Here is a 14,685-nt window from a genome sequence, read left to right on the forward strand (position 1 = left end):
CCAGCCGCCTCCGACTCTCTAGACTGACCAGCATGGATTCAGGCCAGCACACTTCCGCCCAGGGGCCGGGGCCGCTCGAGCAGACGCGGCTGCTCTCGCGGCTGGGAAAGTTCGTGCGGCGGCAACTCAGCCTCAAGCAGCTCGGCAGATTGCTACAACCCACCTTCGAGCGGCTGCTGGCGCTGGCCGACACCCGCTTCTCGGCCTTTATCCAGCCGCGCCGACGCAGAGGCGACATCATCATCACGCCGTACACTGGCTGGGGCACCCCGCAGCACCTCGAACTCACCGGGCGGGTGTTGCTGCCGCGCACGCTGGCGGTCCCCAAACGTGGCGATCCGAGGTGGCGCAACTTCGTGGGCATCCTGCGGCGGCTGCTCTCACGCGAGGTCGGCGGCGTCATCGTTTACGGCGTGCTGGAAGGCCAGACCGTCAGCGCCGTGTCGGACACCGGCGGTTACTTCACCCTGACCTGGGAGCGCCCCGAAGTAGCGGCGGCGACTCCCGATGCGGGCGGCTGGCTGGAAGCCTCGCTCTCTATCGAGGGCCGCAGCAAAAAGACCTTCGCCCAAGTGCGGGTGGTGCGCCGTCCCCGGTTCGGCATCATCAGCGACCTCGACGATACGGTGCTCAAGTCGGACGTGACCAGCTTGCCGCAGATGCTCGGCACCGTCCTGACCGGCAACGCCCGCACCCGGCTGCCGTTTCCCGGCGTGAGTGCCCTCTACCGGGCGCTGGTGCGTGAAAAAACCGGAACCAATCCGATCTTTTACGTGTCGAGCAGTCCCTGGAATTTCTACGACCTGCTCTGGACCTTCCTCAAGTACCGCCGCTTGCCGCTGGGACCGATTTTTCTGCGCGACTGGGGTGCGGAGCTGTTTTCCGGCGGTGGCCATCACAAGCACACCATCATCGAGCGGCTGATGAAGACCTATCCGGCGCTGCCGTTCGTGCTGATCGGCGACAGCGGCGAGCAGGACCCCGAGATCTACGCCGAGGTGGTCCGGCGCAATCCGGGGCGGGTGCTGGCTGTCTACATCCGCAGGGTGACCGGCGCGGCCCGTGACGAGGGCGTGCAACAACTTCGCGCTGAGGTGCAGAAGGCGGGCGTGGAACTGGTCCTCACCCGCGACTCGCTGGCCGCCGCTTTTCACGCCATGGCGATGAACCTGATCTCGCCCAGTGAACTCAGAAGTGTCATCCAATCTGTAGAGAAGTCGTTTGCCCAGAATCCATTGGCCCACAACCCCTTCGCACCGTCTTTCCCCGCTCCGGCAGCGGCCAGTCCAGGCCCAGTCGGTGCCGCCGCCCTGGATTTGGCCCCGCTCATCCGGCGGCCCCGGCGCAGTTGAGCCGCCTCCCCCATCGGGTCGGCCCTGCAAATGAGGAGCGGTGTGCTAAACTACAAGAGCTTCCGGGCACAGGACGCGCCGTGAGCGCAATGCCCCAGACAAGCGAAATGACCGCGCAGACCGCCGCAACGCAGACGCCCCCCAAAGGCGTCACACTGCACCGGGTTTGCGCCCCCAGTCCTGAAACAGGTGCAAAGTGCCGAGAAAGAAACAGGAGCGCCCAGCGCCCACCGCCACCGACGTCGCCGCAGCGCAGGAACAAGCGCAACCGTCTGCACCCCGTCCGGGCCGCCGCAGCGGTCAGCACGCCGCGCCGCGCCGCAACGCCGCTTCCACGCTCAGCCGGACTGATCCAGCGAGCGAGGAAGTCACTCCCCCCTCTCCCACCACCCAGAGCGTGAAGCTCCCCAAGGCCACGACTACGAACAATCCCACCACCTCCCGCCGCAAGAAGACTGCTGCCGCCGAGTCGCAAGACGCCGCCCCGACGGTGGAATCGTCCACCCCCAGCGTGCCGCGCCAGACCCGCCGCCGCAAGCTCCTACCCACCGAGCCAACGACTGGCGAACAGACGATTGACGGGTTACCCGTCGCCGCAACCGGGTTGCCGACCACCCAGGAACCGCTTGCTGAGCCTGCGGCCCCTGCGCGGCGTGGCAGACGAAGCGCCAGCACCACCGCTCTCACGCCCGACCCAGCTCCCATGACCGCTGAAGTCGCACTGCCTGAAGTCACCGCTCCTGAGCTGGTCATGCCTGAGGCCAGGAAGCCAGGACGCCGCAAAAAAATAGCGACCCCGATCACCGAGCCGCCACTGGCCCTGCCGGAAGCCGAACTTCTGGAGGTCTCTGCTGCTCTCCAGCCGGTTCAGGCCAGCGAGGCCACTGTGCCCGCAACCCCCGTCAAACGCGGCCCCGGTCGGCCCAGGAAGGTGGCGACGTCCGAGCAACCTGCCTCTGAACTGGTGGCCACCGTTGAGCCGCTCCCCCAGGTGGACCCCACACAAGCTGACCCGGTTGCTGATCACCCGAGCACCGGGGCGGACAGCGACCCCAGACCGGCCCGCCCGCGCCGAGGCCGCCCACCCAAAGCCGCGCCGCAGCTTGCCGAGCCGGACCAGACTGACCTGATTCCTAGCGTCACCCGGCTCACAGACGCCCAGTCGGGCGAGGCGGCAGCAGACCTGAGCAGCGGAGCCGAACCGGCAGCCGCCGGCGTCGAGCTTGCCCCGGCCCCCACCAGACCACGGCGCGGACGCCCGCCGGGGAGTCGCAAGCAGGTCGAGCTTCAGCAGCCGGCCGCGCTGACCCCCGCTCAATCGCTCGAAACGGCCACGGCGGACGAGGCGGGTGACGACCAGGACAGTGCCGAGACTTCCGGCAGCGATCAGCAGGAAACGTCCGGCGCGCACGGCGTCAGCGCCGAGGCCAGGGAACTGATCACCGCGCAGCTTCGCAAGCTGGGCCGCCCGGTGCATGTGCGCGACTTCGAGCGCACCTTTACTCGCCAGGGCCGCGAGAAACTGGGCGTGCGGCGCGATCTGGCCGGACTGCTCGAGGACCTGACCCGCAGCGGCGACGTGATTCGTACCCGCCGCCACACCTACGGTCTGCCCGAGGCCATGAATCTGGTACGCGGACGCTTTCAGGCGTCGAGCGGCGGCTTCGGCTTCGTCGTTCCTGATTCGGGCGCGGGCGGCGAGGATTTCTATATCCGCGAGGGCGAGACCCTTGAAGCCTGGAACGGCGACATCGTCCTGATTCGCCCGGAAGGCCGCAGCGGCGGCAACGAGCGCTACAACGAGCGCGGGCGCGGCGGCAACCGCCGCAACGACTCGCCGCGCGCCGCCGTCGTTCGCATCGTCAACCGGGCCTACTCGCAGCTCGTCGGCTCGCTCGACCACCAGCAGACCTACGCCTTTCTCAAGCCCGACGACCACCGCGCCCGCCACCGCATCATGCTGATGCCCGGCGGCACCGAGGGGCTGCCCAACGGCGCGCGGGTGGTCACCCAGCTGTTCTGGCCCGAGCACACCGGCGAGGACGAGGTGTACGGCGAGATCGTGCGGGTGTTGGGCCATGAGGATGACCCGGCCACCGAGACCCAGGCCGTGATCGTCAAGTACGGTTTGCGCGACGAGTTCCCGGCCAACGTGCTGGCCGAGGCCGACGCCATTCCCACCCGCCTGCCCGACGACGCCCTGAAAGGCCGACTCGATCTGCGCGACTACCACATCTTCACGGTGGACGGCAGCGATTCCAAGGATTTCGACGACGCCATCCACATTCAGGCGACGCCGGAAGGCACCTTCGTGGTGGGCGTGCACATCGCCGACGTGGGTCACTATGTCCGCCCTGGCACGGCCCTCGACGACGAGGCGTATGCCCGCGCCACCAGCGTCTATCTGCCGGGCAAGGTGCTGCCGATGCTGCCCGAGCACCTCAGCAACGGGGTGTGCAGCTTGGTGCCGCACGAGGACCGCCTCACCATGAGCGCCATGATGGAGCTCTCCGGCGACGGCGAGATTCTCAGCGCCACCTTCACGCCCAGCGTGATTCGCAGCAAGGCCCGGCTCACCTACGACGAGGTGCAGGCCTACTCAGAAGCGGTGGCGACCCTCCAGGGCGACGCCCGGGTGCTGGAAGGCGATCTGCACCTCCTGCTCAAAATCACCGCCAAGCTACGCCAGAAGCGGCTGCGCGAGGGCAGCCTCGATTTCAAGCTGCGCGAGGTGAAAGTAGACGTGGACGCGGGCGGCCACATGCAGCTCATCCCCATCCGCGAGGAAACCGCGCGTGGCATGATCGAGGATTTGATGCTGCTGGCCAACAAGGCCGTCGCGCATTTTCTGCTCGAAAAGAATGTGCCGACCCTGTTTCGCATCCACGAGGAGCCGACCCTGGCCCGCTTTCAGGAAGTCACCGGGGCGATTGGCCGCATGGGGCTGAGTTTCCCCGGCGGCGAGCCCACCCCGCAGGCATACCAGGCGGTGCTCAAGGCGGTGCGCGGCACCGGGCAGGAGAGCGCCGTCAATACCCTGCTGCTCAGAAGCATGCAGCAGGCCAAATACGCCGGGGAAAACCTGGGGCACTTCGGGCTGGCCTTCGGCGAGTACCTGCACTTCACCTCGCCGATTCGCCGCTACCCCGATCTGCTGGTGCACAGAGCGCTCAAGGCGGCGCTGAGCGGACCCGTATCGGACCGGGTGCGCACTGAGCTGGCCGCAGCGCTGCCCGAGCAGGGCCGCCACACCTCCGAGCGCGAGCGCACCGCCTCCGACGCCGAGCGCGACCTGACCAAGTACTACCAAGCCAAGTGGGCGCAGGAGCACCTCGAGGAGAACTTCGAGGGCCGGGTCTCGGGCGTCATCGCCTCGGGCCTGTTCGTCTCGCTCGAAAACGGCGTCGAGGGCCGCCTGCACATCTCCAACCTGGGCGACGACTACTACTTCTACATCGAGGATGCCAGCATCCTCAAAGGCCGCACCAGTGGCCGCATCTACCGCATCGGCGAGCGAATAGACGTGACCATCAGCGGCGTCAATCCGCTGGCACGCCAGATCGACTTCACTCAGTTTGACCAGAATCAGGAGAACAGTATGGACGGCAACGACCCCCGCCCCCGCGCCCGCCGCCGCGAAGACCGTGAGACGCAAAAGCGCGAGAAACTCAGCAGCTTCCTGCCCCGTAAACCCGGCGACCCCGAGGAGAGCAGCGCTGAGGGCACGCAGTTGCCCGCCCAGGCCGCGCCCGAACAACAGGGCCAGTCTCAGGAGGGTCAGCCGCCACACAGCCAGTCTCTCCAGCGCCCCGGCAGCGATTCCGGCACCGGCGTGCGCCGTGAGGCTCCAGCACGGGGCGAGAGGCCCAGCGCCCAGACAGGACGCGGCAACCCGCAGCGCTCAGGCGAGCGGACCAGTGAGCGGCCCAGCGGCGGGTTTCGTCGCCGGGTGGTCACGCTGGACCGACCCCGCAACGAGCACCTGCGCCCGGTCAACGTGACGGTGCAGCGAATGTATTTCGGTGACTGGACGCTGGACAACATGCCACCGGAAGAAGGTCAGGGCCGCGACTCGGGCAGTTCCCGCAGCAACCAGCCCACCTTCCGGGGCCGCAGCCAGAACCCGGGTCAGGTGCAGCGCGGCAATCAAAGCCGCACCGAGCGCCCACGCGGTGAGGCCCAGGGCCAGCGTCCGCGCCCCGCTGCCGCCCAGGCCAGCGCACCCGCGCCCAGTGCCGAGAGCAGCGCTGCCGACGAGGCCCGCCGCCGTCGCCGTCGCCGGGGTCGCCGGGGTGGCAACGGCCAAAGCGGTCAGGGCTGAATTCAAGCGAGCACAGCAGAGGTCCAGTTAAGCACTGGGCCTTTTTTGTTTGTCGTGCCCGCGCTGAACCAGTTCTCCGGGTCACTCAGCGGATGCATCGGAACACGATCAGGTGCAAGTAATTAGGCAAGGCAGCTGATCCTTCGAATCACAGGGCGGCGGGCGGACCGTGAACCGTCTGCGGTTCCAGCGCGACAGGCACCTTAAAGATCCAGTCGATCAAAGAGCCACGGAGCAAGCTGCCGCCGAGTGGCCGCGTCCGCCGATTCTCCTTCCGGCGAGCCGAACAGCGCCCAGAAGGCCGCCAGATGCGCCGCACCCTGCACAGCCACCACCATTGTTCCGCCGGGGCTTAGCACCTGCCAAGCTTCTGCCAGCGCCTGCTGCGGATCGGCGACGTACAGCAACACCCGGATCAGCAAGGCGGCGTCGAAGTGGGCATCCGCGAACGGCAGCACACCTGCTCCCGGCTTCATATCGAGGCCGATCAACAATCCAGTATGGCCGCGCCGCCGCAGGTCTTCAACCAACTTCCCTCCACCCGCGCCGATGTCGAGCACGGCAGCGGCAGGAGGCAGATCGATCGCGTCTAGTAACGGTAACGGTTCGAACGTCCAGCCCTAGCCGCAGACGTGGGAGGGCAGGGTGTCACGGGCGTTCACGCCCTCCAGGGCAGAGCACGAAAAAAGAGCGCCGAAGCGCCCTTCAACCCTCTGATTAGGGCAAGATTCAGTTGCCCGTCACCAGCGACTCGTTCTTGTCTTCACGGTCTTCCACGATCTTGCCCAAGATAAAGAAGGTAGGTGCCCAGTGGCCGGTGAAGAGGCCGTCGCGCTGCTTTTCCTGCTCGCTGGACTCTTGGGTACCGCCTGACTTGCCCTTGAGATAATTGGTGGCCGAAATGGCAATAGAAACGAAGCCCAGAATATAGAAGATATTGGATACTTTCATGTGAATCCCCCTTGTACCTTGTTGCCCGTAGTGGTTCGGGCAGCCAATGAACTTGGGTGGCAGATTGCCGCGTGTAGGCACCAGCAATCGTGAGGTTTCTTTCCTTCTGAAGCGGTTATCAAGCTGGAATAAGACCAGCTCAACGCCCCTTCAATGCTTGATGATGGACCGACTTACATGTCCATACGGGTCTTGAGGAAATTGGTCATGACCGCGCCGCGCTTGTAAAAGGGATTGTCCATGATGCGGATGTACAGCGGGATGGTGGTTTTGGGGCCGCCGATGACCGCTTCCTGCAAAGCGCGCTTCATCCTGGGGATGGCCTGCTCGCGGCTCTCATGCCAGACAATCAGCTTGCCGATCAGCGAGTCGTAGTGCGGCGGAATGACGTAGCCCTCGTAGACGTGGCTGTCGACCCGCACGCCAGGGCCGCCAGGAAAGTAGACCTCCTCGATCTTGCCCGCCGCCGGGCGAAAATCCTTGTCGGGATCCTCGGCGTTGAGGCGACACTCGATGGCGTGACCGCGTAGCACGATGTCACTTTGCGTCAGCGCCAGACCCTCGCCCGCCGCAATTTGCAACTGCAACTTCACGAAGTCCAGACCCGAGATCATCTCGGAAACGCAGTGTTCCACCTGAATGCGGGTGTTCATCTCCATGAAATAAAAGCCGCCGTCGCGGTCCACGATGAATTCCAGGGTTCCGGCCCCAGCGTAGTTGACGTGCTGTGCCAGGCGCACGCCCGCGTCCAGAATCTCCTGCCTCAGGGTAGCCGGCAGATTGCTGGGCGCTTCCTCGATCAGTTTCTGGTTGCGGCGCTGAATCGAGCAGTCGCGCTCGCCGATATGAATGACATGGCCCTGACCGTCACCCATCACCTGCACCTCGACGTGCCGGAACTCTTCGAGGAACTTCTCCATGATCAGGTCCGGATCGCTGAAGTACAGCCGCGCTTCTTCCTGCGCCTGGGCAAAGCCCTTTTTCAGCTCGTCCTGGGTGCGAATGACTTTCTGCCCACGCCCGCCACCACCCGCGCTGGCCTTGAGCAGCACCGGGTAGCCGATCTGCTTGGCGGCCAGCACCGCTGCGTCGAGGTCTTCCAGAATGCCGGTGCCCGGCACCACCGGCACGTTGCTGAGTGCGGCGATCTCGCGCCCGCCCGCCTTGCTCCCCAGCGCCCGCATGCTCTCCGGGGTGGGGCCGATGAACACGATGCCGTGCTCGCGGCACATCTCGGCAAAATCGGGGTTTTCGGCCATGAAGCCGTAGCCGGGGTGAATGGCTTCCGCGCCAGTCATCAGCGCCGCCGAGAGGATATTGGGAATGTTGAGGTACGAAGCGTTACTGGCAGCAGGCCCCACGCACACCGATTCGTCGGCCAGCAGCACCGGCAAACTCTTTTCGTCGGCCTGCGAGTAGATCACGACAGTCTGGATGCCCATCTCGCGGGCCGTCCGCATGATTCTCAGGGCAATCTCGCCCCGGTTGGCGATGAGTATTTTCTTGAACATACAGGTTCCTTCAGGAATGGGAAGCGAAGTACTGAGGACTCACTTCGGCTCAGAACTTATTCAATGAGAAACAGCGTCTGCCCGTATTCCACCGGCTCGGCGTTCTTGACCAGAATCTCGCGGACCACGCCGCCGGTTTCGGCCTCGATCTCGTTCATCAGCTTCATGGCCTCGATGATGCACAGCACCTGCCCGGCGCTGACCGTGTCGCCCACCTTGACATAGGGCGCGGCGTCGGGGCTGGAGCTGGCATAGAAGGTGCCGACGATGGGGGCCTTGAGCGGCGTGCCGGACGCCTTGGCCGCCGGGGCAGTTGCGGGCGCTTCGGTCGCCGGGGTGGGTGCGGCCTCAACCGATCCGCTGCTGGCTGCCGGGCTGGCCGCCGTACTGCTGGCGACCGGCTGGCCGGACACTGAAGGAGTGGCCAGCGGCTGATTGGCAACGGGGGTGGCCGCTGCCGCGCCAGAACTGGCACTTGGCAGGGCTGCGCCGCCCTGCATGGCCTGCGGGCCTCGGCGCAGGCTCAGATCGAATTCTCCGGTCTTGAGGGCGAACTCGCGCACGTCAGCGGCGCTCAGGGCGTCCAGTATTTTTTTCAGGTCTTCGGGATTCATGACAATTGGCCTCCGGAAAAGAGAATGCCCAGGGCAGCGCCGCTTGGCGACGTGGGGGCGTGTTGGGTTCAGACCGGATTGTAAGGTGTGGCGGCCCGCAAGTGTCGCGGCGGCGCTCAGGCCGCGTACGGCATAGGCGACCCACTCAATTCCGGACCAGCCGAGAAAGGGCTTCGGTGTTTCCGCATGACGTCGTGAACGCGGAGGAAGGCGCCATCCGGGTGTTCGTTCATGACACTGGCCTGCCCATCTGGTCGGGGTTCGTGGCACACCCAAAAAATCCGGCCAGGCCAGCAAACATCGCCGCCTGACCGGACCCTGAGGGAAAGCTTACGCCCGGCTGAGGTACTCGCCGGTACGGGTATCCACCTTGACCGAGGTGCCGTTCTCGACGAACAAGGGCACCTGCACCGTCGCGCCGCTCTCCAGCTTGGCAGGCTTGGTGCCACCCGACACCGTATCGCCGCGAATCCCGGGGTCGGTCTCGACAATCTGCAGGATGACCTGATTGGGCAGGGTGATCTTGAGCGGCTTGTCGCCGTACATGGTCACTTCCACGTCCATATTCTCTTTCATGAACTTGGCTGCGTCTCCCGCCAGCACCGGGGGCAAATGCAGCTGCTCGAAGGTCTCCATGTCCATGAACATGTAGTCCTCGCCGTCTTTGTAGAGGTACTGCATGGCCTTGCCTTCCACGTAGATGTCCTGCAACTTTTCGGTGCTGTTGAAGGTGCGGTCCACGATGCTGCCTGTTTCCATGTTGCGGAACTTGGTGACGACTTTCGCGCCGCCGCGTCCCATCTTGAGGTGCGAGTAGTCGAGGCACTCCCACAAGCCGCCGTCCATTTCCACTTTGGTGCCGTTTCTGAGGTCTGTTACGCTGATCATTCTGTTGGGGACTCCTTAAGCCGGAGCGCTCACCTGCTCGAGCGCCGCGTCGGCAACAGCCGCCATTCTACTCCACTCGGGCGGCGGCGGGCAAGAATACTGCAGGCGAAGGGAGTGCAGGGCCGCCGAAAAGCGGCGGCTCCCGTATACTGCCTGCACCGTGAACGGAACCATTCAAATCAGCGAGGCGGCCCTCGCCTCCCTCATCGGCCTGACGGCCCACGAAATTCCCGGCGTGGTGGGCATGGCCCCGGCCAACCTCAAGGAGGGCCTCCAGCGCGTGCTGGGCCGCGCCCAGGCCCGCGACGGCGTGGTGATCGTCAAGGAGGGCGCACAGACCAGCGCCGATCTCTACGTGGTCGTCGCCTACGGAGTCAATATCCCGGCGGTCGCCAAGAACATCGCCGAGCGGGTCGAGCACACCGTCAAAACCCAGGCGGGCTTCGAACTGAGCGCCACCCGCGTGCACGCTGTGGGGGTGCGCCGTGTCTGAGAGCACCCACTCCACTCCGGTCAAGCGCGCCCTCTTGCCCGCCGACCTGGCCGCCATGCTCAGGTACGCCACCGACTGGCTGGGCGTCTACCGCGAGCAGGTCAACGCCCTCAACGTCTATCCGGTGCCTGACGGCGACACCGGCACCAATATGCACCTCACCATGCAGTCGGTCCGGCGCGAACTCGATACCTGCGACACCACCAGCATGCCCAGCGTGGCCCGCGCCATCAGTTACGGCGCGCTGCTCGGCGCACGCGGCAACAGCGGCGTGATTCTCTCTCAGCTGCTCAAGGGCTTTGCCGAGACCATTAAAGATATCGCCCAGGTAGACGCCAGAACCCTGATCGCCGCGCTTCAGGCCGCCCAGAAAAGCGGCTATGGGGCCGTCATGAAGCCGGTGGAGGGCACCATCCTGACGGTGGCGCGCGGCGTGGCCGAAGGTGCGAAGGGCGAAACGCCGGATCAGGTGCTGGAACAGGCCCTCTTTGCCGGGCAGGGCATGCTCGACAAAACGCCCGACATGCTCCCGGCACTCAAGCAGGCGGGCGTGGTCGACAGCGGCGGGCAAGGCTACCTGTACCTGATCGAGGGAATGCTCGGTCAGCTGCGGGGCGAGTCACTGCCGCCCGCGCCCGAAATCAGCAGCTACGCCCAGCAGCAGTTTGAGAACGAGGCGTTCGGGTTTTGCACCGAGTTTCTGATGAGCGAGGCGACCAAGCCCATCGAAGAGATCCGCGAACTGGTTTCGCCGTTTGGCGACAGCCTCTTGGTGGTCGGCGCGGAGGGCTACGTCAAGGGCCACATCCACACCAACCAGCCCGACGAGCTGCTGGCGGCTGTGGGCCGCTACGGCAAGATGCTCAAGACCAAGGTGGAAGACATGGCCGAGCAGCACACCGAGATTCTGGGCATGGCGGGTGCGGCGGCCCGGGCCGAGGCCGAAGTGCCGCCCTCGGGTCTGGTGGCGGTGGCCAGCGGCTACGGTCTGGTCAAGCTGTTCCGGTCGCTGGGGGCACGCATCGTCTCGGGCGGACAGACCGCCAATCCCAGCGTGCAGGACATCGTGGACGCGGTGCGCAGCGTGAGCGCCGAGAAGGTGATCGTGCTGCCCAACAACAAGAATGTGCTGATGGCCGCCCAGAAGGCCGCCGAGCTGCTCGAAGGCCGCGCCGTGATCATTCCGACGCGCACGCTGGGGCAGGGCATGGGCGCGGCGCTCAGCTTCCAGGCTGACCAGAACGCCGATGAGCTGGCTGCACAGATGGAGGAAGCGGCCAAAGCAGTAACCACCTTCGAGGTCACGCGGGCCAGCCGGGCCACCACCCTCACCACGTCGGCCGGTAAGGAACTGACGATTGCCGACAACGACGTGATCGGTCTGCAAGACGACGAGCTGGTGCAGTCGGGCGGCACGCCCGAGGACGCCGTGCTGGAGATGCTGATGCAGGGCCACCAGGGCCAGGAGATCGTGACCGTGTTCGGCGGGCCGCAAAAAACCCAGGCCGACCTCGACACGCTGGCCGGGCGCATCCGCGAGGCGTTTCCCGACTCGGAAGTGGAAACCCACGCAGGCGGACCAGACCTGTACGACTATCTGGTGACGCTGGAATAACGCGGGAGCAGCAAGCGAAACCGGGGCCAGCTTATGCGGCCCCGGTTTCGTTTTCGAGCCGCTCAGCTCAGGCTACGCAGCGCCTCGCGCATGATCTCCACGCCGGTCTGCGCGTCCTCGCGGGTCAGGATCAGCGGCGGGCTGACCCGGATGACACTCTCGCCGCAGTCGAGGTTAAGCAGGCCGCGCTCGAACATCGCCTGGCTGGCCGCGTCGCGCAACTTACCGTCGGGGCTGCCGTCCGGCCCCACGAACTCGATGCCGATGAACAACCCCTCGCCGCGCACGTCGCCGATGAAAGCAAACTCGGCCTGCATCTTCCTGAGTTCGGCCAGGATGTACGCGCCCACCTCGGCAGCGTTGCGCATCAGCGAGTCGCCGCAGCCAGGGTGCTTGACCACGCCTTCGAGCAGATCGAGCGTGGCATGGGCCGCCGCCGCCGCCACCGGATTACCGCCGAAGGTGGAGCCGTGCGAGCCGGGGGCCCAGGTCATCACGCTTTCCTTGGCGAGCATGGCGCTCAGCGGCAGGCCCGAAGCGATGCCTTTGGCGAGCGTCACGATGTCGGGCTGCACGGCCTCACCGACGGCCGGGTGCTGAAAGCTGAACAGCTCGCCCGTGCGTCCCATGCCCGCCTGCACCTCGTCGAAGATCAGCAGGAAGCCGTGCTGATCGGCCATTCGGCGCAGCTTGGCCAGGAATCCGGCGGGCGGAACGATGTAGCCGCCCTCGCCCTGCATCGGCTCGATGATGAAGGCGGCAACTTCCTGCGGCGGAATGACCGTCTTGAAGAGGGTTTCTAAGTAAGCCAGCACCGCGTCGCCACAGGTTTCCGGCGTGCTACCCAGCGGCGGGCGAAACGGATTCGGGTAGGGAATATGGGTCACGTTGGGCAGCAGCGGCCCGAATCCGGCCTTGTACTTGGTCTTGCTGCCGGTCAGGGTGATCGCGCCGTAGGTGCGTCCGTGAAAGCTGCCCAGCGTGCTGATGATGTGGCTGCGTCCGGTGTGGTTGCGCGCCAGCTTGATGGCCGCCTCGACCGCTTCCGCACCCGAATTGCCGAAGAAGACGCGCCACTTTTCACCGGGCTTCTCGATATGCCTGACCAGCCGCTCGGCCAGCCTGGTCGTAATTTCCTGCGGGTAATCGGTCAGGCAGACGTGGGCGAACTTCTTCATCTGGGCAGTGACGCTGTCGACCACATGCGGGTGGGCGTAACCGGTGGTGCTCACCGCGATCCCCGCGAAGAAGTCCAACATGGTGTTGCCGTCCGGGTCGGTGAGCCAGACACCCTCGCCGTGGTCGGGGACGAAAGGGTAAGGCCGCATGTAGGAGGTGGAGAGTTCGGCGGCGTCGCGCTGCATGATCTCGGCAGACTTGGGGCCGGGCAGCGAGGTCGTGAGGACGGGCTGGCGGGGTTTGGTTTTGGGTTGATCCAGGGTGGTCATGCTGGCTCCTAGAAATGGACACGAAGGCGGGGCGTGAGCAACGGAGGGACGACGCTTCAGTCTCTGCTATGCACTGGAATCGGCACGTTCATCTGGCCGTCCGGGGCGGTGTCGCTGATGCTGGCCGCACCCACCCCGTAGGCTGCCCACTTGTCCTCGCGGGAATTCAAGCGGTGGCTGACCGCGCCGGGGCGGTGGTGGGTGTCACTGAATCCGGCAGGTTCGATGCTGAGGCGCTCGCCTTGCATCAAGCCGAAGATGCCGCTCTGGCCGGGTTCCGAGCGCTGCCACTCGGCGGGCACGGCCATGTCCGGTCCCACGTAGTCGGTCGGCTCGGTGTAAGCGGCGATGTAGCCCTCGAAGTTCCGCAGAATCAGCTTGTCGGGGCTATGTGACAGCACGTAATTCGGCGCGACCGGAATCTTGCCGCCGCCGCCGGGCGCGTCCACCACGTAGGTGGGAATGCTGTAGCCCGACGTGTGTCCGCGCAGGCTCTCCATGATCTCCAGGCCCTTGCTGACGGTGGTGCGCAGGTGGCCCGCGCCGTGTACGAGGTCGCACTGATAAATGTAGTAGGGCCGCACCCGGATCTTGACCAGTTCGCGCAGCAGCTTTTGCATGATGACCGGATGGTCGTTGACGCCGCGCAGCAGCACGCTCTGGTTGCCCAGCGGAATCCCGGCGCGGGTCAGCTTGTCACAGGCGTCGGCCACTTCCGGCGTGATTTCCTTGGGATGGTTGACGTGAATGTTAATCCACAGCGGGTGATTGTCAGACAGCACCTGACACAACTCGTCGGTGACGCGCATCGGCATGAAGACCGGCACGCGGGTGCCGATGCGGATGATCTCGATATGGGGAATGGCCCGCAACTCACTCAGCAACCGGCCCAGCACCTTGGGCGCGAGCGTCAGCGGATCGCCGCCCGACAGCAGCACGTCGCGCACCTGCGGGGTGTGGCGCAGGTAGTTGAGCTGCGCCTCGAATTCGGCCGGGTTAAACGTTTCGGCGGGGTCACCCACGATGCGCGAGCGGGTGCAGTAGCGGCAGTAGCTGGCGCACTGGGTCGTCACCAGCATCAGCACCCGGTCGGGGTAGCGGTGAACCAGCCCCGGCACCGGGCTGTGCTTGTCCTCGGCGAGCGAGTCTTCCATCATTGACGTGAATGGTTCGAGTTCGTGGTGCGTCGGAATGACCTGACGGCGCACCGGGCAGGTCGGGTCGGTGGGGTGCATCAGCGAGGCGAAATACGGCGTGATGTCGAGACGGAAAATGCCCTCGGCGCTGGCCCCGGCCCGCTCGGACTCGGTGAGACTCAGCACCTCTTCGAGTTCCGGCACGGTGTTGATGCGGTTCTTGAGCTGCCATTTCCAGTCGAACCACTGGGTGTCGGGCACATCCTGCCATTTGGCGGCGCGGTGGCCGCGCGGCAGCATCACTTGCGAGTCGGTGGTGGCCTGAGGATGAATCTGATGTTGCGGCATAAGAAGAC

Annotated in this window: 11 protein-coding genes; 4 read left to right on the top strand and 7 right to left on the bottom strand. The window is 65.4% G+C overall.

What is annotated here, in order from left to right:
• Positions 1–32 precede the first annotated feature (32 nt).
• Positions 33–1,352, top strand: a complete 1,320-nt coding sequence (locus GUI70_RS08640) for an App1 family protein phosphatidate phosphatase (RefSeq protein WP_161881901.1) — start codon at positions 33–35, stop codon at positions 1,350–1,352.
• A 196-nt stretch (positions 1,353–1,548) separates the two neighbouring features.
• The gene (rnr, locus tag GUI70_RS08645; protein WP_237724795.1) at positions 1,549–5,673 is read left to right on the top strand and encodes a ribonuclease R; all 4,125 of its coding nucleotides are present in this window, start codon (positions 1,549–1,551) and stop codon (positions 5,671–5,673) included.
• A 203-nt stretch (positions 5,674–5,876) separates the two neighbouring features.
• Here rnr and GUI70_RS08650 read toward each other — a convergent pair whose 3' ends face one another.
• The 5 genes from GUI70_RS08650 to efp all read right to left on the bottom strand — a co-directional run bounded on the left by GUI70_RS08650 (position 5,877) and on the right by efp (position 9,637).
• On the bottom strand, positions 5,877–6,257 hold the full coding sequence (locus GUI70_RS08650) for a class I SAM-dependent methyltransferase (protein ID WP_161881974.1): 381 nt from the start codon (positions 6,255–6,257) through the stop codon (positions 5,877–5,879).
• A 145-nt stretch (positions 6,258–6,402) separates the two neighbouring features.
• Positions 6,403–6,624: a hypothetical protein gene (locus GUI70_RS08655; RefSeq protein ID WP_161881902.1), complete on the bottom strand. Its 222-nt coding sequence runs from the start codon at positions 6,622–6,624 to the stop codon at positions 6,403–6,405.
• Positions 6,625–6,797: 173 nt separating this feature from the next.
• Positions 6,798–8,135 (bottom strand): acetyl-CoA carboxylase biotin carboxylase subunit, encoded by a 1,338-nt coding sequence (accC, locus tag GUI70_RS08660; protein ID WP_161881903.1) that lies wholly within the window; start codon positions 8,133–8,135, stop codon positions 6,798–6,800.
• Between the two features lie 56 nt (positions 8,136–8,191).
• Positions 8,192–8,749, bottom strand: coding sequence for an acetyl-CoA carboxylase biotin carboxyl carrier protein (accB, locus tag GUI70_RS08665; RefSeq protein WP_161881904.1), 558 nt, complete (start codon positions 8,747–8,749; stop codon positions 8,192–8,194).
• 330 nt (positions 8,750–9,079) lie between these two features.
• Positions 9,080–9,637, bottom strand: a complete 558-nt coding sequence (gene efp, locus GUI70_RS08670; protein WP_161881905.1) for an elongation factor P — start codon at positions 9,635–9,637, stop codon at positions 9,080–9,082.
• A 160-nt stretch (positions 9,638–9,797) separates the two neighbouring features.
• Here efp and GUI70_RS08675 point away from each other — a divergent pair, with 160 nt between their 5' ends.
• Together GUI70_RS08675 and GUI70_RS08680 are read left to right on the top strand one after the other, a co-directional pair.
• Complete coding sequence (locus GUI70_RS08675) at positions 9,798–10,130, top strand: Asp23/Gls24 family envelope stress response protein (RefSeq protein WP_161881906.1); 333 nt, start codon at positions 9,798–9,800, stop codon at positions 10,128–10,130.
• Positions 10,131–10,185: 55 nt separating this feature from the next.
• On the top strand, positions 10,186–11,745 hold the full coding sequence (locus GUI70_RS08680) for a DAK2 domain-containing protein (RefSeq protein WP_161881975.1): 1,560 nt from the start codon (positions 10,186–10,188) through the stop codon (positions 11,743–11,745).
• Positions 11,746–11,807: 62 nt separating this feature from the next.
• On the opposite strand, the gene GUI70_RS08685 is transcribed toward GUI70_RS08680, so the two are convergent.
• Positions 11,808–13,193, bottom strand: coding sequence for an acetyl ornithine aminotransferase family protein (locus GUI70_RS08685; protein WP_161881907.1), 1,386 nt, complete (start codon positions 13,191–13,193; stop codon positions 11,808–11,810).
• A 56-nt stretch (positions 13,194–13,249) separates the two neighbouring features.
• Positions 13,250–14,677 (bottom strand): KamA family radical SAM protein, encoded by a 1,428-nt coding sequence (locus GUI70_RS08690; RefSeq protein ID WP_161881908.1) that lies wholly within the window; start codon positions 14,675–14,677, stop codon positions 13,250–13,252.
• Positions 14,678–14,685: the final 8 nt, after the last annotated feature.

Origin of the sequence: Deinococcus alpinitundrae, assembly GCF_009982895.1 — a bacterium.
Lineage (GTDB): Bacteria > Deinococcota > Deinococci > Deinococcales > Deinococcaceae > Deinococcus > Deinococcus alpinitundrae.